General features: G+C 57.7%; 16 protein-coding genes. 3 read left to right on the top strand and 13 right to left on the bottom strand.

What is annotated here, in order from left to right:
* Positions 1–285 precede the first annotated feature (285 nt).
* The 4 genes from Q1K76_RS02870 to Q1K76_RS02855 all read right to left on the bottom strand — a co-directional run bounded on the left by Q1K76_RS02870 (position 286) and on the right by Q1K76_RS02855 (position 9,282).
* Positions 286–6,078, bottom strand: coding sequence for an alpha-2-macroglobulin family protein (locus Q1K76_RS02870; protein ID WP_300130888.1), 5,793 nt, complete (start codon positions 6,076–6,078; stop codon positions 286–288).
* Between the two features lie 77 nt (positions 6,079–6,155).
* On the bottom strand, positions 6,156–7,343 hold the full coding sequence (locus Q1K76_RS02865; RefSeq protein ID WP_087408959.1) for a dicarboxylate/amino acid:cation symporter: 1,188 nt from the start codon (positions 7,341–7,343) through the stop codon (positions 6,156–6,158).
* Between the two features lie 61 nt (positions 7,344–7,404).
* Positions 7,405–8,367 carry a hypothetical protein gene (locus tag Q1K76_RS02860; RefSeq protein WP_300130886.1) on the bottom strand — a complete coding sequence of 321 codons (963 nt, stop codon included), beginning with the start codon at positions 8,365–8,367 and terminating at the stop codon, positions 7,405–7,407.
* A 225-nt stretch (positions 8,368–8,592) separates the two neighbouring features.
* Positions 8,593–9,282 carry a phenylalanine--tRNA ligase beta subunit-related protein gene (locus tag Q1K76_RS02855; protein ID WP_300130883.1) on the bottom strand — a complete coding sequence of 230 codons (690 nt, stop codon included), beginning with the start codon at positions 9,280–9,282 and terminating at the stop codon, positions 8,593–8,595.
* 157 nt (positions 9,283–9,439) lie between these two features.
* Here Q1K76_RS02855 and Q1K76_RS02850 point away from each other — a divergent pair, with 157 nt between their 5' ends.
* Positions 9,440–10,261, top strand: coding sequence for a hypothetical protein (locus Q1K76_RS02850; protein ID WP_087408962.1), 822 nt, complete (start codon positions 9,440–9,442; stop codon positions 10,259–10,261).
* 82 nt (positions 10,262–10,343) lie between these two features.
* Complete coding sequence (locus Q1K76_RS02845; protein ID WP_300130879.1) at positions 10,344–10,880, top strand: methylated-DNA--[protein]-cysteine S-methyltransferase; 537 nt, start codon at positions 10,344–10,346, stop codon at positions 10,878–10,880.
* A gap of 132 nt (positions 10,881–11,012) precedes the next feature.
* Here the strand turns inward: Q1K76_RS02845 and Q1K76_RS02840 are convergent, their stop codons facing one another.
* A complete protein-coding gene (locus Q1K76_RS02840; RefSeq protein WP_300130877.1) occupies positions 11,013–11,987 on the bottom strand; it encodes a FimB/Mfa2 family fimbrial subunit in 975 nt (324 codons plus the stop codon).
* Between the two features lie 215 nt (positions 11,988–12,202).
* On the opposite strand from Q1K76_RS02840, the gene Q1K76_RS02835 reads away from it, so the two are divergent.
* Positions 12,203–12,655 carry a hypothetical protein gene (locus tag Q1K76_RS02835; protein WP_300130876.1) on the top strand — a complete coding sequence of 151 codons (453 nt, stop codon included), beginning with the start codon at positions 12,203–12,205 and terminating at the stop codon, positions 12,653–12,655.
* Here Q1K76_RS02835 and Q1K76_RS02830 read toward each other — a convergent pair.
* From Q1K76_RS02830 to uraH, 8 genes are all read right to left on the bottom strand, one after another.
* Positions 12,559–12,942: an immunity 17 family protein gene (locus Q1K76_RS02830; RefSeq protein WP_300130874.1), complete on the bottom strand. Its 384-nt coding sequence runs from the start codon at positions 12,940–12,942 to the stop codon at positions 12,559–12,561. The two genes, Q1K76_RS02835 and Q1K76_RS02830, sit on opposite strands and share 97 nt — an antisense overlap.
* 30 nt (positions 12,943–12,972) lie before the next feature.
* Positions 12,973–13,395, bottom strand: coding sequence for a tRNA (adenosine(37)-N6)-threonylcarbamoyltransferase complex ATPase subunit type 1 TsaE (gene tsaE, locus Q1K76_RS02825; protein WP_300130872.1), 423 nt, complete (start codon positions 13,393–13,395; stop codon positions 12,973–12,975).
* Positions 13,396–13,404: 9 nt separating this feature from the next.
* A complete protein-coding gene (locus Q1K76_RS02820; RefSeq protein WP_300130869.1) occupies positions 13,405–14,946 on the bottom strand; it encodes a bifunctional response regulator/alkaline phosphatase family protein in 1,542 nt (513 codons plus the stop codon).
* The gene (locus Q1K76_RS02815; RefSeq protein WP_300130866.1) at positions 14,933–17,716 is read right to left on the bottom strand and encodes a tetratricopeptide repeat protein; all 2,784 of its coding nucleotides are present in this window, start codon (positions 17,714–17,716) and stop codon (positions 14,933–14,935) included. Before Q1K76_RS02815 ends, Q1K76_RS02820 begins: the two co-directional genes overlap by 14 nt.
* A gap of 48 nt (positions 17,717–17,764) precedes the next feature.
* A complete protein-coding gene (locus tag Q1K76_RS02810; RefSeq protein ID WP_087408968.1) occupies positions 17,765–18,586 on the bottom strand; it encodes a metal ABC transporter permease in 822 nt (273 codons plus the stop codon).
* Between the two features lie 12 nt (positions 18,587–18,598).
* Positions 18,599–19,015: a phospholipase gene (locus Q1K76_RS02805; RefSeq protein WP_087408969.1), complete on the bottom strand. Its 417-nt coding sequence runs from the start codon at positions 19,013–19,015 to the stop codon at positions 18,599–18,601.
* Entirely contained in the window at positions 19,012–20,256 is a 1,245-nt protein-coding gene (locus tag Q1K76_RS02800) for a 3-phosphoshikimate 1-carboxyvinyltransferase (RefSeq protein ID WP_300130864.1), read from the bottom strand. Before Q1K76_RS02800 ends, Q1K76_RS02805 begins: the two co-directional genes overlap by 4 nt.
* Before the next feature lie 401 nt (positions 20,257–20,657).
* Positions 20,658–21,074, bottom strand: coding sequence for a hydroxyisourate hydrolase (uraH, locus tag Q1K76_RS02795; RefSeq protein ID WP_087409038.1), 417 nt, complete (start codon positions 21,072–21,074; stop codon positions 20,658–20,660).
* Positions 21,075–21,127 lie beyond the last annotated feature (53 nt).

Here is a 21,127-nt window from a genome sequence, read left to right as displayed (position 1 = left end):
AGGAAAGTAGCCCTAAGAATAAGCTACTTGTGATAAATTTTGTAATTTTCATAAAAAAGTATTGAATCGATAAGTTCGTATTAAACAGCGGTAGATCCCTCTTTCGATGGCAAAGTTATTTATTTATTTTTATACTATCGGCATCTTTTTTATAGAAAATAACCCTTTTATGAGTTTTTATAAAATTTATTAAACTTGTAGGGATGGGGCAATAAAAACTCCCCCTCCGAGCCGTTGGCGGTCGGTCGGAGGGGGAGTATGACGAGTGTCGGTCGGAAGCCGGCGTTACTTGACAACGATGGTTTGTGCCGGTGTGCGGGCGATAATCTGCGGGGCATAGAGGCACTGTATGGACGAGAGTCCCTGGGTGTAGTCGCCGGGACGGTCGATGTCGAGTTCGTAGGCGATGACGTAGGTGCCTTTGGGCAGGTAGTCGAAGTAGAAGCGGGTCTCGGCGTTTTTCACCTCCTGGTAGTAGCAGATGCTCTCGCGGCAGCGGTAGCCCGAGAGTTGGTCTACCGGCTCGAAGCAGGCGGCCCGGGCGTCGGTGAGGCAGACAAACTGCATGTCTTGCCCCACGGTGAGGGTGAGCCGTATGGCTACACGGTCGCCGGTCTTGGGGGCTACCTGGCTGATGGGAAGGTAGGTACCCGAGGGTTGTCGCACGAGTATCTGGCGGTCGATGGCCAGCTCGTTGACCGAGGCGGCCGATACGTTCTTGACATCGTCGAAGTATTGCCAGTAGAGGGCTCCCCACGAGGGTTGCTGCTGGTCGGTCGAGACGACGGCCTCGGCCTCGGCTGCCGTTATCTGGTTGCCCGACAGGGTAAGTTCGGTCAGTCCCAGGAAGGGGTCTTCGGGCTCGTATTTCATGACCTTTCCTCCCCATACGATGACGGGTCGGGTCGAGCTGGAGGCCAGCCAGTCGGAGCCGCCGTAGAGCAGGGCGTAGATGGCCTCGAGGGTCGAGGGTACCGACTCCCACTCGTTGGTCTGTTTCTGGGCGAGGAGCCAGCGACGCATCTCGTCGAGTTCGGTGGCGACGGGGTCGACCGTTGTGAAGGCGGCGATGAGTGTGCACTGTTCCTGCACGGCGCTGTTGCTATAGCCGTAGCTCGAGCGGTTGTTGGGCCAGAACATCCCCTTGTCGGGGGTGGTCACGGCGTACTGGCGCAGCGAGGCTACAATGTCGCGGGCCACGTCGGTGAATCCGTAGCGGTGCAGGGCTACGGCGGCGTAAGCCTTCTCGATGGTCGAGAAGTTGATCCACTGCTTGAGTTGCTCGACCATAGCCTTGTGCAGCCCGAGCATGTCGCCGGCCAGCGGGATGTCGAGGTACGAGGAGCGTACGTGCAGGTAGCAGATGTCGTTGTAGGTGAGTGGAGCGTTGGGCTCGCGCTTGCGTTGCCGCTCGATGGTCTGGTCGAGGTAGCCGATGCCCTTGACCTGCATCTCGTGTATCGTGCTGTCGTCGAGGGGTACACCCAGGGCGCGCAATCGGGCGAAGCTCTCGAGAATGTTCATCGTCACCCAGGGACTGGCCGACATGCCCTGGAACCAGCTCCAGCCGCCGTCGCTGCCCTGGAGGTTCTGCAGTTTGAGGATGGCCTCGCGCGAGAGGCGGTCGGCCCGGTTGGTGTCGAAGAGGGTGGCCAGCTGCTGCATGCGCTCGGTCTGGTTATCGGCCTCGAGCACCCAGGGGGTAGCCGAGAGGAGTACCTGCTTCAGCTCTTCGTTCTGAGCCAGCAGCGAGGTGAGGTCCCGGTTGCCGGAGGCCTTCCACAGCTCGATAGCACGGGCGATGAGCGGGTTGCTGCGGGCCATCGATGCGGCCAGGCTGTTGGCATAGAGCGTGGCCGAGATGGAGATGGCGTCGCTGCCGTCGATCTCGGTCAGGGCGGGCATCGCCTGTACGGCATACCAGGCGGGGTTGTTGCAGTATTGCAGCGTCATGCGCAGGCTCTCGACGGTGGGCGATTTCAGTTTCTCTTCCATGCCGGGTATGACAACCGGGACGGTCTGCTCGCCGCCGGGTATGTAGAAGGGTTTGCTGTCGGTCACCAGTACGCGGGTGGGGAGCACGGGCAGAATCTGCTGTTCGCCGTCGCTGTATTGCAGGGTCGATGCCTTGACGCGGAATCCCAGCAGTTCGGCCCCTTCGGGTGCGGTGAAGGAGTAGTCGACCGTACGGTTTTCGCCGGGCTCAAGGATGAAGGCCGACTGGCTGGAGTGGAGCACCTTGTCGGTATAGGGGTCGAAGAGTTCGAAGCGTACGGTCCCCTCCTGGTGGCTGTTGCTCTGGTTTTGCACGGCCGTGGCGATGGTCACGTGATCGCCCTGCCGGACAAAGCGAGGCAGGTTGGGCGACACCATGAGCGGTTTGCTGGCCACGGTCTGTGCCTCGTATTGGCCGGAGAGGAGCTCTTGCGTGTAGGCCAGGGCGAGGAATTGCCAGGTGGTGTTCTCGTTGGGTACGGTAAACGAGACAGATACCTGTCCCAGCGAGTCGGTGGTGAGCGAGGGGTAGAAGAAGGCGGTGCTTACTTCGCCGGTGCGCAGGGGCTCGTCGGGTTGGGAACCGCCGCTCTCTTCGCGGCTTTCGAGTGCAGGTGAGGCCGAGCCCTTGGCCATAGCGGTGTTGGCACTCTTGGTCACCACTACCTCGTCGAGTGCAGTTTCGGCCTCATTGATCTGTATGCCCGATGCTACCGCATTAGAGGCGAAGATGGGGAAACGTCTGTTACTACCGTCCAGCAGATTGAGATAGAGGAACTGCGTGGCGGTCTCGCCGGGTACGGCGAGCCGGGCCGGAATCTCTTCGGCTTCGATGGAGCGTCCATAAGAGTAGGAGGTCGATGGTCGAGTCGAGATGCAGGTACAAGGTGCCGGAGCCGGTGCGCTGAAGTGCCAGCTGTGGGTGCTGATGGCCTGCATCGAGGCATCGAACATCTCGGCCATGAAGCGGGCCTCGACGGGATTGCCCTGGGCGTCGGTCACCGAGAAGGTCCAGTTCTCGGCATTCCCCGGCAGCAGTTTGTCGCGGAACGACTCGGTCTTGATATTCAGTTTGCGGTCGGGCAGAGCCTGTCGTATGGTTACCTGGGCGGTTTTTATTTCGCCGTCGCGCACGGTGAGCAGGCTGATGGTGGCGATGCCGCCGAACGACTTGTCGAACTTGACCGACAGCGTCTTGCAGCTGTTGCTGAGCTTGAGCATGCGGGTCTCGACCAGATGGTCGGCCGTATAGATGGAGTAGAAGATGTACCCTTCGCGCAGCGAGGTGCCTACGGGAATCTTCACCGTTTCGCCCATTTCGGCCGTGATTTGGGTACGGGGAAGCCATATTTCGGCAAAGCGGGGCGGTTGTTTGTCTTTCTCGCTGTACAATACAAAGTTACACTCCGACCGGATAATCCGTTTCGACTCGTCGTTGCTGAATGCCACGATGCGATAGGGGCCCGAAGCCCATTTCGAGAAGTCGGGGTAGAGGGCGTGGCCGTCGGCACCGATGGTCACCTCGCCCACCTGCATCTTGATTTTGAGGCTGTCGAGCGGTTCCCCTTCGACGTCGTAGAGCGAGTAGAATACGAGCCGGCAGGCCCGGTCGACGGTTTGTCCGTTGAGGGTACGCACTTGTGCCTTGATTTGCCCGGCCGACTTGAACTTGTCGAGGTATCGGGGGGCGGTGACGGTGATGAAGTAGGGCGAGTCGCCTACCTGTACGGTGGTCGATTGCTCTACCGTCTCGCCGGTGGGGGCGGTGACGGACGCTTCGATGCTGTATATATAGGCTTGCTCCTGGTTGATGAACGATTGGGAGCTGATGCGTTGCGGCGTGAAAGTGATGGCAAAATTGCCCGAGGCGTTGACCGTGGTGGTGCGGCTCTCAATCTCTTTGCGGCCGGAGGGAAGGTAATATCGGAAGAAGGGGTTGGCCTGGCGGTAGATGGTGTATCGCACCGAGGCCCCGGCCTGAGGTACGCCGCTGTAGCTGCGGGCCGAGCCTTGCAAGGTGACGGGTTGGCCGAAGCTGGTGCCCTCGGTCACCGGCTTGAACTCGACGCGGAACATGGGCAGTTTGTATTCGGCTACCGATACCGAGAGCCGGTCGCCCCACGACTGGTTCACGCGCAGGGTATAGTTGCCCAGCAGATTGCCGCGCGGAATGATAAACGAGCCGGTGAACTGGCCGTAGGCATCGGTGACAACCTGGGTCGAGGCTACCTCGCGCGACGAGGGGTCGAACAGCGATACGGTGCAGTGCTCGCCGCCTACGGTGCGGTGTTCGTCGGTCGAGTTGATGTAGCGGATGCCCGAGAAGTAGAGCGTCTGTCCCGGCCGGTAGAGCGAGCGGTCGGTGAAGAGTGCGGTGCGGGTATCGCTGTCGTCGCTGTCGTCGTAGCAGCCTGGTAATGAGAGACGGTCGGCCGGAGCAAAGCGGTCGAGCGGGGTGGAAACCTGGGTAAAGAGGAATCCCTCGTCGCCGGTTTCGATGCGGCAGAGGCCGTTCTTGTCGGTGCGGAGTCGGGCCTTTTCGACACTCTCTTGACCTAAGAAATAGGGCGAAGCGTAGAGGGTAACCTCGGCCTTGGGCAGAGGCTTGCCTGTGCGGGCATCGACGGCGAGCAACTCGATGTGCTTGTCGGAGGCTGCTCGTGTGATGGTTTTCACTCCCGATACGGTGAAGTGGGTGGTCGATGGGTTGGGTTTGCCGTCGATGAGGATTTTGGCTACATAGAGGCCGGGACCCAGTTGGGGGAAGGCGAGGGTGCGTTGGCGGGTCACGAGCGAGAGCGGTTCGCCTATGGCGTAGTCGTGGTCATAAATGCAGTCGCCGAAGTCCCATTCCGGTTGCTTCAGGTCGTTGTCCTGCATGTCGATGGGCAGGGGTTCGGGTTGGCGGTAGATGCGCAGGGTGAGGCTGTCGACGTTGCGGTATGAAAGTCTCACACTGTCGATTTCGCCCGGGTAGAGGAGGGTAGAGACTTTAACAGAAGCCTCTTTGGCGGTGATGGTGTTGCGCAGATTTACCAGCCGGTTGATGTTGCGGTATTTCGGGAAAGCGGCCGTCCATTGTTCGCAAAGGTCGAGAGCCCGGCGGGCATTGTCGTAGCGGTCGGTATTCCACAGGATGGAGGCGAGGGTCGAGGCCACCTCGACCGAATAGGGCTTGTCGCGGTAGCTCTCGAGCAGACTGCCCAGCAGGTCGATATAGTTGCCGAAGAGCTCCTCTTCGTCGTTGTAGTAGAGGCTTTCGCCCAGGTATTCGAGGCGTTGCAGGTCCCACATCATGAGCGGGGCCGAGCCGGTCTCGGCGGCGTGGGCCTTGAGGGCGTCGGCATAGAGTTGGAGTATGCGGCCGTCGGGCTGCTTCTTATTGTCCAGTACGATGGTCGTAAACTTCTGTGCAGGAACCAGCAGCTCCTTGCGGGCTACCGGCTGGAGGGGTGAGTAGCCGCTCTCCTGTTTGTAGAGGTCGATGGCTTCGCCCACCACGAAGTCGTAGAGGGTGGGGCGGAAAATCGAATCGCTGCCGATGGTGAGGGCCTGGCGATAGGCGCTTACCGGCGTAGCCAGCAGTTCCTGTACGGGAGCTGTAGCCCGGGTGAGCAGGGTGTCGATTTTGGCCAGGAACATGTTGGCACTCCAGGTCTCGAGCGGCTGAGAGAAGTCGTCGACCTCGTCGCGCAGGCGTATCCGGTAGTTATCCTCTAGGTAGAGGTGGTACAGCCGGGCCGAGATGAGGCGCAGCAGACTCTGCTCGACGGGGTTTTTCGAACGGTCGGCCAGCGATTCGGTCTGTCCGATGATGGCGGGGAGAGTGTCGCGGTCGATGAGCAGCCGGGCCGCCGACTGTTTCATGAGCGAGGCGATGACGGCCGGTGCGTCGTGCCGGGCCAGGGCCTGCTTCAGGTCGATGGTGGCCGAGTCGAGGGCCTCTTTGGGAGCGGCCTTTATCTGCTCTTCGGCCGATAGTTCCTGTTTCATAGAATCCGAGGTGTGGGTCAGAGCGCTGACTCCGACGATAGCTCCTATTGAAAAGAGAGTAGCCACGATAATCCATGTGCCTTTTTTCATACGCGGAATGTTAATATGTTGGACTACTATAAATAAAATTTACTTAACAGTCTATATCTATACAGATGCTTTGTCTGCTACGAACGCTGCACGAGGTTTCCGCTTTTTCCGTTTATGCGGTCCACGACTACGGCGATGGCTCCGTCGCCCGTCACGTTGCAGGCGGTGCCGAAGCTGTCCATGGCGATGTAGAGGGCAATCATCAGGGCTTGGGCCGTCTCGTCGAAGCCGAGCATTCCCTCGAGCACACCCAGTGCAGCCATGATGGCACCGCCGGGAACCCCGGGTGCGGCGACCATGGTGATGCCGAGCATGAAGATGAAGCCGCTGAAATCGAGCGTGTGTATGGGTATGCCGGCCATCATCATGATGGCCATGGCGCAGGCGGTGATTTTCATCGTGCTGCCCGACAGGTGTATGGTGGCGCACAGGGGAATAACAAAGGTGGCGATGTTTTTGCTCACCCCGTTTTTAAGGGTCTGGGCCAGCGTGACAGGTATGGTGGCTGCCGACGACTGGGTGCCCAGCGCCGTGGCGTAGGCGGGCAGCATGTTCTTGAGCAGGCGCAGGGGATTCTTGCGGGCTACGAGTCCGGCCAGCGAGAACTGGATGAGTAGCAGCAGGATGTGCAGCACGAAGATGACGATGATGATTTTGACAAACACCGAGATGATGGAGGCTACCTGTCCCGAGATGGTCATGTTGAGGAAGATGCCGAAGATGTGCAGCGGCAGCAGCGGTATGATGACCTTCTCGATGAGCAGGGTGACGATGTCGCGCAGGTCGGCGGCCGCCATGCGCAGCGTGTTGCCCGGTATGGCCGAGAGCCCCAGGCCGATACAGAAGGAGAGGAGCAGGGCGGTCATGATGTCGAAGGGGGCGGGCATCTCGACGGTGAAGAAGGGTTTCAGGGCCATCTCGCCGGGGTTGTCGACCGTTGCGGTTTGGGCCGACTGGGCAATGAGCCGGGGGAAGATGGCTTCGCCGGTAAAGTAGGTGAAGAATCCCGAGAATACGGTAGAGCCGTAGGCAATGAGCGCCGTGATGAGCAGCAGCCGGCCGGCCCCTTTGCCCAGGTCGGCGATGGCGGGGATGATGAGGCCGATGATGATGAGCGGGATGATGAAGTTGAGGAAGTTGCCGAAGAGCCCGTTGAAGGTGACAAACAGTCGGGCCACGGGCGCCGGAAGGAACTGCCCCAGCACGATGCCGGCCACGATGGCGATAAGCACTTGCCAGAGGAGCGAGATGCGGAATTTTTTCATAATCGGTAGTTTGTGTATGAGGTAGAGATAAAAATCGGGTTGATAGCTGTTTTTCGAGGATTTAGTTGACGATGCTGAAGTAGCGGTAGGTGCCCAGATTGCTCTCGGTCTTGATGAGCCCGTTGCTTTGGCGGGTCAGTTCGAGCCATTTGTCGCCGGTCTCTTTTCCCGAAATTTGGGTGAGGTATATGCGTTTGCCGTCGATTCGGTACCGGTAAGAGGTGCTGCCGTCGTACCGGTTTTCCCAGTAGAGGATTCCGTTGCTGCCGAGTTTGATGTATTCGCCCGTTTGGCACTGGAACCGGTTTACCTCCTGCCCGTTTTGCGAGATGCCGTAGGTGATGAGTGACAGACGTTTGCCTATGAGAGTCTGCCAGCCCGCCGATGCCGGTGAATTGGGGGTGATTTGTTTCCCGATGAGGCTTTCGCGCAGCGATGCCCAGTCGGAGTTGTCGGTGCCGGAAGCCGGAGAAGAGTTTCCCGACGGTGCTGTCGGTGTGAAATAGATTATCTCTCGGGTCTCTTTGGTTACCTTGCTGTTCCCCAACTTGCCATTGTCGTCCGTACTACGATGCAGCACTTCCCGCTCAATCCAGTTACCTCTGTCGTCATAACGGAGAATCCGGTAAGTATCGACACTCATCAGGGAGAAACCATACGTTGTCATCTTTTTAACCCGATCGCCTTTCGAATTGTATGAGTAATCGATAACCATTACACCCAGCAACGTCTCGTAGCTTTCCGAGGTGAGTTGCCCGTCGGCATTATACTCGTACTGCGTACACACGTTGCTGCACCTCTCCACCGGATAACCGTTGCTGTCATATTTGGCATCCGGCACATCTTCATGGTCGACTGCCGTCAAGCGACCGTCGGAATCATAAGTGAATATTTCCCCGTCACTCTTTATCATCTTCACGGGGCCACAAGCATCCTCTACAATGGCATCGTGATACTTCTGTGCCCAAATCGGGGAAGTACCCAGCAGTAAAACCGCCCATACGGAAATCATCTTACTTTTCATTTCTACCTAATTTTTTAGAACGGAACAATACGTAAAATTATAGATCTTTTATTCCCCGACAAAGTTTTCTGTCGCCAATTCCTCTCCCAAATGAAGTTAAATGTATTCTAAAAGGACTGCGTGGTATGCGATGCCTGTCTCAAGTTCCGGTTGTTCATGCGGTCGAAGCGGCTGGCTGTACTCGTAATCGGGTTTTCTGAACGGCAGTTTCTTTGGTTTCAGGGCCTATTCCGAGAGGACGAACTGCGAGGTGGCGACGATTGTTGTGGTGATGTCGGTAGCCGAGACGAACTGCTTCAACAGCTCGACCGTCCAGTCGATGGTCTGGTCGAGAGGCATCTCCTCGCCGTAGGCGTTGATGAGGAGCAGCAGGCTACGGGTGTCGAGCGAGATTTTGGTGCGCTCCTCGTCGCTGGTGGGGGTGCCGATGCCGCCGGTGCGGTCGCGGTAGACGGGCAGCCCCTCGATGTTGAGCACGCCCCGGCCTATGCCATGGAAGAGTTCGCCCTCGCGGCCTACTCCCAGAGTGAGGTGGTCGCCGTCGATGTGGTCGGCGTCGAAGGCTCCGATGGAGTATCCGGCCCGTATGGAGACGAGGTTGCCCAGGTCGACGAGGGTATCGATGCGGTAGATGCCCAAGCCCTTGACGATGCGGCGGCACAACGCTTCGGACGATACCCGGTAGCGGTTGGGGTCTTTCCCGAAGGCTCGGTAGGCCTTGCGGGTGGCCTGTATGGCGGGGCGTTTGTTGATTTCGTCGAGCCGGTAGGTCGAGGCGATGCGTGCCTCCTCCTCACCGATGAGCTGCCACAGTGCCGGGTCGCTCTCGCTGTTGGCTACCCGGGCCTGGATGACCCCGATGCGGAGAGCCGGGCAGGTGGCGACAAACTCCTTTTCGATAGAGACGGTTTTCATGTGTAATGCGTTTTTCTTCAAAGGTAGTGAAAGGTGGCTGCAGAGGCAAATGAAAAGGGGTATAAAATTTTTTTTCTGTCTGTGAATAGGGCTAATTCTGTTAATAATATTATATTTGCAAGAGTTGATTAAGATTATCGATTAAATAACAAACAATATGAAAGCACAATTGCTGTCGCCTAACGGCGCATTGAAGACGGGGTGGGCATTGACCCGTAAGCACTTTATTGTCATGCTCGGCCTCTTTTTGGGAATCATGGTGGTGTCGTGGATTGTCTCTTTGCTGGGGGGCAGCGATATGACTTCGATCCGGTACTGGCTTTTCTATATCGTAAGCCTCGTTTTGTCGGTATGGTTCAGTGCCAGTATGAATAAAATCATGCTGAATGCCCATGCGGGCGAAGAGCCTTCGTTCTCGACATTCGGACAGATGTTGCCTAAATTGGGCGGCTTGATTGTGTTGAACGTGGTGGTGAGTTTCATCTGCATGTTGCCCATGTTGGTCGGGGTTGTCATTTTGGTAGCCGGTCTCGGGTCGAGTTTGGCCGTTGCCGATTTCTCCAATCCCTATGAGTTGGGATACACGTTGGGTATGATGTTCAGCGGGGTATCGGGCATTGTCTCCATCCTCTTCTCGCTGGTCGCTTTGTATCTGGTCTTGCGCCTGATGTTTACGGTTTTGGCCTATGTCGACGATTCCTCTCTGGGGGTATTCGATGCCATTCAACGCAGTTGGTCGATGACTCACGGGAACATGGGGAAAATCATTCTTGCTGTTCTGATGATGATAGTACTGAATATCATCGGCTTTATTGCCTTGATTGTAGGCGTGGTGGTGACGCTCATCATTTCGGCCTTTATGATAGTGACCCTGTATGAGCAGATTAAGGCGAGCGAACAACTCGCCGTAGCCGACGAGGCTGCCGCTGCTGCGGAGCCTGCACAGTCGGAGCCCGAGAATCCGGCTCAACCGCAATAATCGAATCGCAAATTATCGTTACAACACCGAGCTCCCGGGTGTGTGCAATGCCCGGGGCTTGTCGTTTTTATATATCGGCAGGATGGAACTTTTTCGTTACAGACAGGGATACCTTTCGCCGCTGGGACCGATGACGATGGCCAGCGACGGGGAGCGGCTGACGGGGCTGTGGTTCGACGGGCAGAAGTATTACCCCGAGGCCGGCCTGCCGGCCTGCGAAGCTCAGGCGTTACCGCTCTTCGACCAGACCCGTGTGTGGCTCGACCGCTACTTTGCGGGCGAAAATCCCGGGGCGGTTCCGCCCTTGCGGCTGGAGGGGAGCCATTTCCGGCTGGCCGTGTGGCGGCTGTTGCAGCAGATACCGCGCGGCGAGGTGGTTACCTACAAGGCGATAGCGCGGCAACTGGAGCGCGAGCGGGGCGGTGGCCGGGTGTCGGCACAGGCCGTGGGCGGCGCCGTGGGGCACAACCCCGTGAGTATCGTGGTGCCTTGCCATCGGGTGCTGGGGTGCGACGGCAGCCTCACCGGGTATGCCGGTGGGGTGGAACGCAAGGCGGCTTTGCTGCGGCTCGAGGGGGTGGAGTGCCGGGCCGGCGCTGTACCTGAAAAGATAGTGTAACGGTTGTATATCGAACGGATAACCGTAGAGCGAAGATACGACAGCAAGGCGGCTCCCGAGGACCGGGGGTCGCCTTGCTGTTTGAGGGGGGGGGAGGTTGTATCGACAGCCTCGCTATGGACTTGGTCGTATTCAGTTGATAATCGGGAATTCGATGGTTTCGCTCACTTCGTTCCAGTCTTCGATGGAGAAGTCGCCCGGCGTTTCGCCCGACAGGATTTCGCCCAGGACGATGTTGAGGGTGAGCTTGGTATTGGGCGATAGGGTAGAGCTGAGGTTCTTCGACAGGGTATGTTCGGTACCGTTGGCCAGGGTGATGATTAGCTCGAGCGGAGGATTTTCGGCCGAGGGGAAGAGCATGACGGTGGCGTTGCTCATGATGGTGTTGTCGTCGGAGCGTTCGAGGTCGAACTTGACGACTTTGGTCGTGTTTTCGACCTCGGCCGTGTAGAAGTTCATCTTCTCGGCAATGCCGCCGATACGGGCCTGGATGTTGGTGATGGAGGGGTTGAATTCGGAGTTGTCCTGCATCTTGGCAATGATGCGTATGCCGGCCGTCACGCGGGTGAGGGCCGCCTGCAGGTCTTCCTGTCCCACGTTGGCCGGTTTCACGGCGTGTACCAGGTCATAGACGGGCATGTAGGTGCCGTCGGTGTTGGCCCGCAGTCTGAAGTAGAGGGTCGAGAGGTCGGCATCCTGGGTGATACCGGGCTCGTTGATGGCGGGGGTGTTGTAGATGGGGTCGTCGTATTTCGGGGTGCCCCAGTAGACCATGTTGTAGGTGCCCACCGGCAGTTGCAGCGGCCGGTTGTACTCGCCGTAGATGTGGCCGTCGATAATGGTGTAGTAGCCGTTGAATACGGTCTTTTTGTTGTTAATGTAGTTGCCGTAGTAGGTCGAGGTCTCGGCGTAGCAGGGATAGATTTCGAGGATACCCGTGAAGGGATTTTGGTTGAGCGGGTCGGCAATACGGGCGCTCACGTTGGGGGTAATCAGTTGCACCGCCTCGGGTTGAGCCGGTTCGTCGGTGGTCTTGTCGTCGTCGCAGCAGGCCGAGAGGGCCGGCACGAGTAGCAGGGCGGTAGCCCCGAACAGAATCTTTTTCATAATAGCGTTTATTTAAAATTGGTTCGGTAAGATGTTGTGGATATATAACAACCCGTGTGCCGAATTGTTTGTACCTACAACCGCAGACCGAACCGGTGCAGCGCGGAGGGTGGGGGAGTCGTGCCGGGGGCGTGCAGAAAAAATGGAGGACAGAGGGGGCTCAATCGAAAGAATTTGCCTATTTTTGGTATCGAGCCACAGGCTCGCAAGCAGATATGAAACAGGAAGAGAACAAGGAGTATTCGGCTGCCCGGGAGGCGGGTGGCCGGACGGCAGGTCCGAGGCGGTTTACCCCGGAGCGTATCACTTCGCTGGCGCCCGGCGAGGTGTTTGTGTTTGGCAGCAATCTGGCCGGTATGCACGGCGGCGGAGCCGCGCGCGTGGCCATGCGGCACTTCGGTGCGGTGTGGGGGCAGGGCGTGGGACTGCAAGGACAGTCATACGCCATACCCACGATGCAGGGCGGAGTGGAGACTATCAAGCCCTACGTCGACGAGTTTATCGCCTTTGCCCGGGCACACGGCGAGCTGCTTTTCTATGTGACCCGCATCGGGTGCGGCATAGCCGGGTTTCACGACCGGGAGATTGCGCCGCTCTTTGCCGAGGCGTTGACGATGGAGAATGTGGTGTTGCCCGAGTCGTTTGTCGACGTGTTGCAGCCGAGGTAGAGCGTTGGCGATGCCGTCGCCGGGTGGGGCTGCGGTTCGCGGGCGGATACCGTCTGCGGCAGCATGTCGCGTGCGATGAGTACTGTCATCAGCAGGATGAGAGCCCCCAGTATGCCGTAGAGCCAACGGGCTTGCCCGCGGGTGAGCCGCGAGGTGAAGAGGCGGCAGTTCTTGCTGTTGAAGAACCACCCCCAGTTGCCCAGGGCCGCACCGAGTGCGAGCAGTCCCGAGATGAGGAACAGGCTCAACACGATAAGGGCCGGTATGAGGTCGGGGGCGTGGTGCATGGCGGGCGACGGTTGCGATTGGACGGCCGATTACAGGTCGATGTTGACGGTGCGGACGCCGCCGTCGGTCTCGGTAATCTCTACATTCACACAATCGTCGGGGAGCAGCTCCTCAATCTTTTCGGGCCACTCGATGAAGCAGAGGGCGCCGCTGGCGAAATAGTCCTCGGCTCCCAGGTCGTAGGCCTCCTGCAGCTTGTTGATGCGGTAGCAGTCGAAGTGGTAGATGAGTTCGCCGGTCGTGGCCGAACGGTATTCGTTGATGATGGCGAAGGTGGGGCTGTTGACGGGGTCTTCGACGCCCAGCTCTTCGCAGATGGCTTTGATGAAGGTGGTTTTGCCTGCGCCCATCTCGCCGTGGAAGGCAAAGACGGTGTAGTCGGCCATGAGTTCGATGAACTGGCGGGCGGTCTTATTTATCTGGTCGAGGTTTCCTATGACAAGGGTGTGCATAATCGTATTCTATTTTTTTGTGAGTGTAATCAGTGGAATCATCATCTCTTCCATGGAGATGCCGCCGTGCTGGAAAGTATCCTTGTAGTAGCCCACGTAGTAGTTGTAGTTGTTGGGGTAGGCAAAGAAATCGTGGTTGGTGGCAAATATGTAGGTAGAGCTGATGTTGGGCGAGGGCAGTCCGTAGCGCTCGGGCGACTTGATTTCGTAAACCTGCTTGGGGTTGTAGCTGAGCGACTTGCCCACCTTGTAGCGCAGGTTGGTGTTGGTGTTCTTGTCGCCGATTACCTTGATGGGGTTGTTCACGTGTACGGTACCGTGGTCGGTGGTGAGAATGATCTTGAAATCTTTCTCGGCGATTTTGCGGAAGAGGTCGAGTGCCGACGAGTGCTTGAACCACGATTCGGTGATGGAGCGGTAGGCCGCCTCGGTCGAGGCCAGCTCGCGAATCATCTTCGACTCGGTGCGGGCATGCGAGAGCATGTCGACAAAGTTGAGCACGCAGACGTTGAGCTGGTTGTTCTCGATTTGCGGGAAGTTCTGGATGAGCTTCTCGCCGAAAGCCGACTCGTTGATTTTGTTGTAGGAGAAGGTGTAACGCTTGCGGAAGCGGTCGAGCAGCGTCTGGATGAGAGGCGCTTCGTTGAGGTTCTTGCCCTCCTCCTCGTCTTCGTCGACCCAGAGGTCGGGGAACATGCGGGCAATCTGGTTGGGCATGAGGCCCGAGAAGATGGCGTTGCGGGCATATTGTGTGGCCGTGGGCAGGATGCTGAAGTAGAGGTCCTCCTCGGCGGTGAAGTATTCGCTGAGCAGCGGCTTGATGACCCGCCACTGGTCGAGCCGGAAGTTGTCGATGAGAATGAAGAATACCTTCTCGCCGTTGTCGATGAGGGGGAATACCTTGGTCTTGAAGAGCTCGTGGCTCATCAGGGGGTGTTCGCCGCCGGTAATCCACTTTTCGTAGTTCTTCTTGACAAACTTGGCAAAGGCGCTGTTGGCCTCGCTCTTCTGCAGGGTGAGGAGTTCGTCCATGTCGCTCTCGGCCTGGGTGAGCTCCAGTTCCCAGAATACCAGTTTCTTGTACACCTCGTACCAGTCGGTCCACGAATAGGAGTCGTTTATCTGGCTGCTGATGTGCTGGAACTCCTGCCGGTAGTCGCTCGAGGTCTTCTCGAGGATAATCTCCTTGTGGTGGAGATTCTTCTTGATTGACAGGAGTATCTGGTTGGGATTCACGGGTTTGATGAGGTAGTCGGATATTTTGTTACCGATGGCCTGGTTCATGATGTTCTCCTCCTCGCTCTTGGTAATCATGACCACGGGGATGGAGGGGTTGTCCATTTTGATTTGGCTGAGGGTGTCGAGACCGCTCAAGCCGGGCATGTTCTCGTCGAGAATGATGAGATCGAAAACCTCGTGAGCCGCTTTTTCAAGGGCGTCGCGGCCGTTGGATACGGTGGTGACGTCGTATCCCTTCTGTTGGAGGAAGAGGATATGCGGTTTCAGCAAATCGATTTCGTCGTCGGCCCAAAGTATTTTACCGTTCTTCATAAGGCTCTTCTGGTAGCGGGTTGTTTTCAAGAAATAAGAAATAGTCTTCGAAACTGTATCCTTCGAGCAGTTTCTTGAAGTTGTCTTCGCTGATCATCACGGGCTTGACACCGGGCGGGTAGCGGAATGTCTCGCTGTGGTCGAGCAACCGGCGATAGTGCGACAACTCGTCAAAGTTATTAAATCCTTTGACAACTAACATACTTATTTCGTTAAAGGTCATTATTTCGAGGTCGAAATCTTTAATAACAAACGTGGTGAAGTTGTGTTTGGCCACGTCGAAGAGCAACTGGTTGGACGATACGCTGTCGGTGGCGTAGACCAGCAGGAGCACGTGCGGAGCCTTGAGGTCCTGGGTGAAGGCTACCTGGGCCGTGTCGTTGAGGACGGTCGTGGTGTCGTTGGTCAGACGGGCCTTCCACAGCATGCCCCGCAGGTTTCCGCTGCCCTCGGCTACCTGCCGGCCCTGAGCTACCCCCTTGAGCATGGTGGTGGCCAGGGGCGATACGTCGGCTTGCGGATAGCGCTCGAGCAGGTCTCTCAGCCCGGCCTTGAATTTGTCGTACTGCTTGTCGCCCACGTAGGCGAGCGCGTCGAGGAATAGGAACTTGGGCATGAGCGGCGAGAGGGGATACTTCTCCTCCATATACTGGCGGCTGCGGTGCACGGCCGCGTTGTTGTTGGCGAGATAGGCGGCATAGGTATCCTCGTAGATGGAGTCCTGCTCGGTGCTCATGCGCCGCAGGTTGTCGAGGTAGTGCGGGTCGGCCATGGCCTGGGCATAGGCGCTCTCGGGGAAGGTAGACCGTATCTTGTCGCGGTAGATGCCGGCGGTGACTTCGTCGCCGTTGCGCATGTACATGAGGTACATGTTGTAGTAGACGTCGAGCCGATAGGGGTTCTCGGGGAACCGCTCTTCGAGCAGGTTGAAGTTGGCGATGGCGGCGGGGTAGTCCTCGAGCTTGTTCTTGAGGATGATACCCATGTTGAAGAGACCTTCGGCCACCACCTCGTTCGAGACCTCGAGGGCCTCGGGGGTGAGAGGTATCTGCTTGAGGTAGAATGCCGGTTTGTGGGGATCCTCGGCATCGGCCAGCTGGGCGCTGTCGGGGCTCTCCTCGAGGGGCATGCCGTTCTCGTCGACCTCCATGCCTTCCTCGGTGTCGCCTCCTCCATCGGTTTTCTCGGCAAAGTCGCTCATCGAGAATCCCGACTTGTTGCGGCGGCGCCAGTCGTCCTCGAGCTTACGGCTACCCCAGGTGCGTTGGAATTCGGTCTTACCGGCGGCTACCATGGTCTTGTTGTAGAAGTACCACGACTTGTCGCCCGAAATCATGGTAGCGTTGTTCTTGGCCGCGTTGTTGCTGTTGAACTGGGGCCCCTGTTGCTGGGCCAGATACTCTTCGCGCTGAAGGGCTTCGGCCTCCTCCTTCTCTTTCTTGATGAGGTCGTCGATAATCTGCTGGATGGCTTTGTTGCGCTCGGTCTCGCTCATGGCGGCCAGGTCTTGCAGACTGTCCTGCAACTCGACATTCTGGGCGTAGACTACCAGCTCGTCGAGCACGGTGGAGCGCCGCGAGAGCAGGTCGTAGCGGGGGAAATTCTCCTTGAGCAGAGGCAGGGCCTCGGCATAGCAGGGCTGGGCGTCGACATATTCGCGCCGGTCGAAGTAGAGGTCGCCGAGGGTCACCTGGCAGATGGCCTTCTCGATGCCGTTGCGGGTGCTCTTCTGGTTGGCCAGGCGGTAGTTCTCCATCGCCTTGAGGGTATCCTTACGCGAGAGGTAGAGGTTGCCGATGGCGTAGTAGACCTGGTCGAGGTACTCTTTGTTGCGGTCGCGTGAGGCCATGCGGGTGAGCTTTTTCACCTCCTTGGTGATGTCTTTGCCCGAGAAGACCTCGGTCTGCTTGATGCGGGCGTTGAACTCGGTGCGGTAGGGCGGGTTCATGGAGATGACCTTCCCGAAAGTCTCGTAGGCTTTGGCGTTGACCCCGGTTTTTTCGTAGAGCTGCCCCAGCAGGAAGGTGAGCCGGATGCGCTGTTGCTTGCTCGGGGCCGACTTGATGGCGGTCTCGAGGAAGGGGATGGCCTTCTGGTATTGGCCGCTGCGGATGAGGTAGTCGGCATTGACGGTGGCAAACCAGTTGTTTTGCGACTCGGGCAGTTTGTCGTTGTTGATTTTCTGGAGTATGTCTTCGGCTTCGTAGAGCCAGCCCAGGGCAATGTAGCATCGGGCCTGCCAGAGCTTGGCCTCGGCTACGAGGTCGGGCATCCAGGTGAAGTGACGCGAGATGTAGAGAAAGGTAGCTGCGGCCTCGAGGAACTCGCCCTTGTAATACTGGGCCTGGCCCATCAGTCGCCAGGCGTTGTGGATGAAGGGGTTGTACTCGTCGCGCTTGAGGTAGTCGCGATATTTGGGGTCGCTCATCTTTCGGGAGTCGCGCTTGGGCTTCTTCTTGATGGAGTGGAGCTGGATGGCTTTCTGGCACTTCTCGATGGTGCGGTCGAAGCTGCCCGAGGGTTGCGGGTCCTTGGGGTTGGCATAGGCTTGGGCCGGGTGCATGTAGAGGAGGTCGGTGAAGTTGTCCTGATACTCGGTCTCCATGTTTTTCATCTGCTCCTTGTAGTTTTCTATCCCGTTGAAATAGACGTTGTAGCGGGTCGTAAAGCTGTGGTAAAAGCGGGTGAAGGCCGTATTCTTCTTGGTCGAACAGGATACGAGCGCCAGGGTCACCAGCAGAACGACGATATGTATTACTCTTTTTTTCAAACGCTACGGGGATAAGAAGCCATATTTTTAAACTGAAAAACGGCGGTTTTATTGTCTTTTAGCTACGGTGCGTTGCATCTGACTCGTCAGGAGCTTGGCTACCAGGTAGACGACGATGAGGGTGAAGACGATGGTGGCGCCGGCCGGCACGTCGAGCCAGTAGGAGAGCAGCAGCCCGCCGATACCGGCCAGAAGGTTGATGAGTCCCGAGAGCCAGATGATGTCGCGGAAGCGGTGGCAGAAGAGCTCGGCTATCATCTGCGGCAGGGAGAGGATGGAGATGAGCAGCATGATGCCTACCAACCGGATGGAGAGGACCACGGCCGTGGCTACGAAGAAGGTCATGATGTAGTTGATGAGCCGGGTGTTGATACTGCGGGTATGGGCGAAATCGGTGTCGAACGCGGTGTAGACGATGCGGCGGTATTGCAGCAGGGTGTAGACGACGAGCAGGGCGGCAAAGGCGGCAAACACCAGGATGTCGGTGCGGGTGATGGTGAGGATGTTGCCGAAGAGGAACTCGGTGAGTCCCGGGGTGTAGCCGGGTGTCATGAAGATGAAGATGATGCCGACGGCCATGCCCAGTGTCCAGATGACGGCGATGGCCGAGTCTTCTCGCACGGTTTTCCCGCGCGACATCCACTCGACCCCCAGCGCCGATAGTATGGCGAAGAAGAGAGCCGAGAGGGTGGGGCTTATTCCCAGAAAGTAGCCTATACCCAATCCGCCGAACGAGGCGTGGGTGATACCTCCGGTGATGAAGAGCATGCGCCGGGCTACGATATAGGTGCCTATGATGGCGCTGATAATCGAGATGAGGAGGAGCGCCCACAGGGCATTTTGAAAAAATGTATAATTGAAAATATCCATTGTAAACGGTGGTTATTTGTCGATGTTTCTTTGCTCGTTGACCACGAGCAGAATCTCGTCGCGCAGGGCTTCGGGTACCTCGATCTGGCGCAGTTGCAGGCTGCGTACCCATCCCGGCACGTCGGTGGGCAGGAGGGTGTAGAAAATGTCCCTGAAGTGCTCTACCTGCTCGGGGGTGTACTGGTCGGCCGGGGTCCCCTTCCATTCGTCGAGCTCCTCGTCGTCGTAGTATTCGATGGCCTTGCTCACCCCGGCCAGCAGGCTGTCGCGCTCGCACACGAGGTGCTGCCCACAACACTCTTGCGGCGGTGCGGGTTTCTCTTCGGCCGGGGGCGGTGTGCCGGCAGCGGCCTGTTTGCGCTGGTCGCGGCGGTGGAAGTAGTAGGTGACGAGACCCAGCAGTACGATGGCGATGACGAGTATAATCATAGCGAAATACCTCCTTTCTCCCGGGGGGTGAGGGTGAAGCCGGCCCGGGCGAGGTCGTCCCAATAGCCGGGATACGATTTGTCGACAACGGTCGTGTCGGCAATGGTGATGCCGGGGAAGCGGAAGGCTGCCGGGGCGAAGGCCATGGCCATGCGGTGGTCGTCGTAGGTTTGTATGACGGGCGACTCGCCGGGGGCGACGGTTTCGCCGTTCCAGGTGAGTGTGCTGTCCGAAGATAATAGTTTGTATCCTAATTTTATAAGCTCATCACAGAGGGCGGCAATGCGGTCGGTCTCCTTGATGCGCAGGGTTTGCAGTCCGGTGAAGTGGAAGGGAACTCCCAGCAGGCAACAGGTTGCGACGAGGGTTTGGGCCAGGTCGGGCTGTTCGGAGAGGTCGCAGCGGTATTCGGTTGTGCGGTGGTCCGATTTTATTAGTTTTGCTCCGTCTGAAGAAAACAGGGTATTGATACCCAGCGGTTCGAACAGGGCGGCAATGCGGGCATCGCCTTGCAGACTTTCGGTCGAGAGACCTGGCAGCGTGATGGTGCCCGCCGGGGCCAATGCCGCAATCTCGTACCAGTAGGAGGCTGCCGACCAGTCGGGCTCGACCCGGAACGGGGCGGGGCGGTATTCGCCGGCCGGTATCCGTATGGTGTTTTCCGTGCGCCGGGCCTCGATGCCGAAGCGGGCCATCATGCCGAGGGTCATCTCGATATAGGGTATCGATACCATCTCGCCGGTGAGGGTAAGGGTGAGGCCGTAGTGCATGCGGGGGGCTATCATAAGCAGGGCCGAGATGTATTGCGAACTGACGTCGCCGGGCAGGGTGAGTTCGCCGCCCTTCAACTCGCGACCGCAGATTTCGAGAGGGGGGAATCCCTCGCGGGCGGTGTAGCGGATGTCGGCCCCCAGCGAGCGCAAGGCGTCGACCAGAATACGGATGGGGCGCTGTTGCATGCGTGCCGACCCGGTGAGGGTGATGCGGCTGCCCGGCCGTTGGGCGTAGTAGGCGGTGAGGAATCGCATGGCGGTACCGGCACCGTGGATGTCGACGACGGGGCCACTGCCGGCAAAGGCCTGCCGCATGACCCGCGTGTCGTCACACTCCGAGAGGTTCTCGACGGGAATGGCGTCGCGGCACAGGGCGTTGAGGATGAGAGCTCTGTTGCTGATGCTCTTGGAGGTGGGCAGTACGATGGTGGCCGAGCAGTCGGTGGGTGCGAAAACTTGATAGTTCATAGGGCTTACCATGAGATTTGGGTGCAAAATTAGCAAAAAAAGAGGAATGATAGGCAGGTTATCTACCGGAGATTTCGTGCGAAATCGCCGAGTATTTCGCCCGGTTGGACGGGAGCTCAGCTCCGGGGCGCGGCAGAGGTGACTGTCGGCGTAGCAGGGGAGCATATAAAATAAAAAAAGGCTGTCTCACGACAGCCAATTTGTAAACCTTAAATCTAATACTATGAAAAAACATGGTACAAATATAAGGCGTATTGCTCAATATTCCAATCAGATAGTTTAAAATCAAACTGTTTTTAACGTAATTGTCGTATAACAAATTATTTTATTAACTATTTAACGGGCTTTGGAAAATTTTGTTGAAACGGAGTACCGTATCTCGTAATTTGTTTATAAATCGCTCAATTGCCCCGGTAGGTCGAGTATCCGTAGGGCGACAGGGTGATGGGCACATGGTAGTGGCTGTCGTCGGTAATCTCGAATACCACCTCGATGAAGGGGTAGAACGACTTTTGCGCCTGCGCCTCGAAGTAGGGACCTACGAGGTAGGTGAGCTTGTAGATGCCCCGGTTGTCGGTGCCGGGGCGTTTCTCGAGAAACTCCTTCACCCGGCCGTTGGCGTCGGTGGTCTTGGCATCGACCGGTTGCCACGACTGCCCGTCGGCCAGCCGCGAGAGTTGGATGGTTACCCCCGTGGCCGGTTGGCCGGCGTTGATGTCGAGGATGTGACTGGAGAGTTGATAGACCTTCTCTTGTGCCATCGAGGCGGTGGAAAACAGGATAGTCAGCAGGGCTGTAAGAATTAGATTTTTGTTCATAGCCATAAAAGTTTGGTTTTATAATAGGTTAGACAATCGTTTAATTCGTCGAT

It is taken from the genome of uncultured Barnesiella sp., from assembly GCF_946496565.1.
Classification (GTDB): Bacteria; Bacteroidota; Bacteroidia; order Bacteroidales; family Barnesiellaceae; genus Barnesiella; species Barnesiella merdigallinarum.
This window is presented reverse-complemented; position numbering and strand designations above follow the sequence as displayed.

Coding starts and splice junctions, on each gene's coding strand:
- Q1K76_RS02870 (WP_300130888.1), bottom strand. CDS start 6,078: ATGAAAAAAGGCACATGGATTATCGTGGCTACTCTCTTTTCAATAGGA.
- Q1K76_RS02865 (WP_087408959.1), bottom strand. CDS start 7,343: ATGAAAAAATTCCGCATCTCGCTCCTCTGGCAAGTGCTTATCGCCATC.
- Q1K76_RS02860 (WP_300130886.1), bottom strand. CDS start 8,367: ATGAAAAGTAAGATGATTTCCGTATGGGCGGTTTTACTGCTGGGTACT.
- Q1K76_RS02855 (WP_300130883.1), bottom strand. CDS start 9,282: ATGAAAACCGTCTCTATCGAAAAGGAGTTTGTCGCCACCTGCCCGGCT.
- Q1K76_RS02850 (WP_087408962.1), top strand. CDS start 9,440: ATGAAAGCACAATTGCTGTCGCCTAACGGCGCATTGAAGACGGGGTGG.
- Q1K76_RS02845 (WP_300130879.1), top strand. CDS start 10,344: ATGGAACTTTTTCGTTACAGACAGGGATACCTTTCGCCGCTGGGACCG.
- Q1K76_RS02840 (WP_300130877.1), bottom strand. CDS start 11,987: ATGAAAAAGATTCTGTTCGGGGCTACCGCCCTGCTACTCGTGCCGGCC.
- Q1K76_RS02835 (WP_300130876.1), top strand. CDS start 12,203: ATGAAACAGGAAGAGAACAAGGAGTATTCGGCTGCCCGGGAGGCGGGT.
- Q1K76_RS02830 (WP_300130874.1), bottom strand. CDS start 12,942: ATGCACCACGCCCCCGACCTCATACCGGCCCTTATCGTGTTGAGCCTG.
- tsaE (WP_300130872.1), bottom strand. CDS start 13,395: ATGCACACCCTTGTCATAGGAAACCTCGACCAGATAAATAAGACCGCC.
- Q1K76_RS02820 (WP_300130869.1), bottom strand. CDS start 14,946: ATGAAGAACGGTAAAATACTTTGGGCCGACGACGAAATCGATTTGCTG.
- Q1K76_RS02810 (WP_087408968.1), bottom strand. CDS start 18,586: ATGGATATTTTCAATTATACATTTTTTCAAAATGCCCTGTGGGCGCTC.
- Q1K76_RS02805 (WP_087408969.1), bottom strand. CDS start 19,015: ATGATTATACTCGTCATCGCCATCGTACTGCTGGGTCTCGTCACCTAC.
- Q1K76_RS02800 (WP_300130864.1), bottom strand. CDS start 20,256: ATGAACTATCAAGTTTTCGCACCCACCGACTGCTCGGCCACCATCGTA.
- uraH (WP_087409038.1), bottom strand. CDS start 21,074: ATGAACAAAAATCTAATTCTTACAGCCCTGCTGACTATCCTGTTTTCC.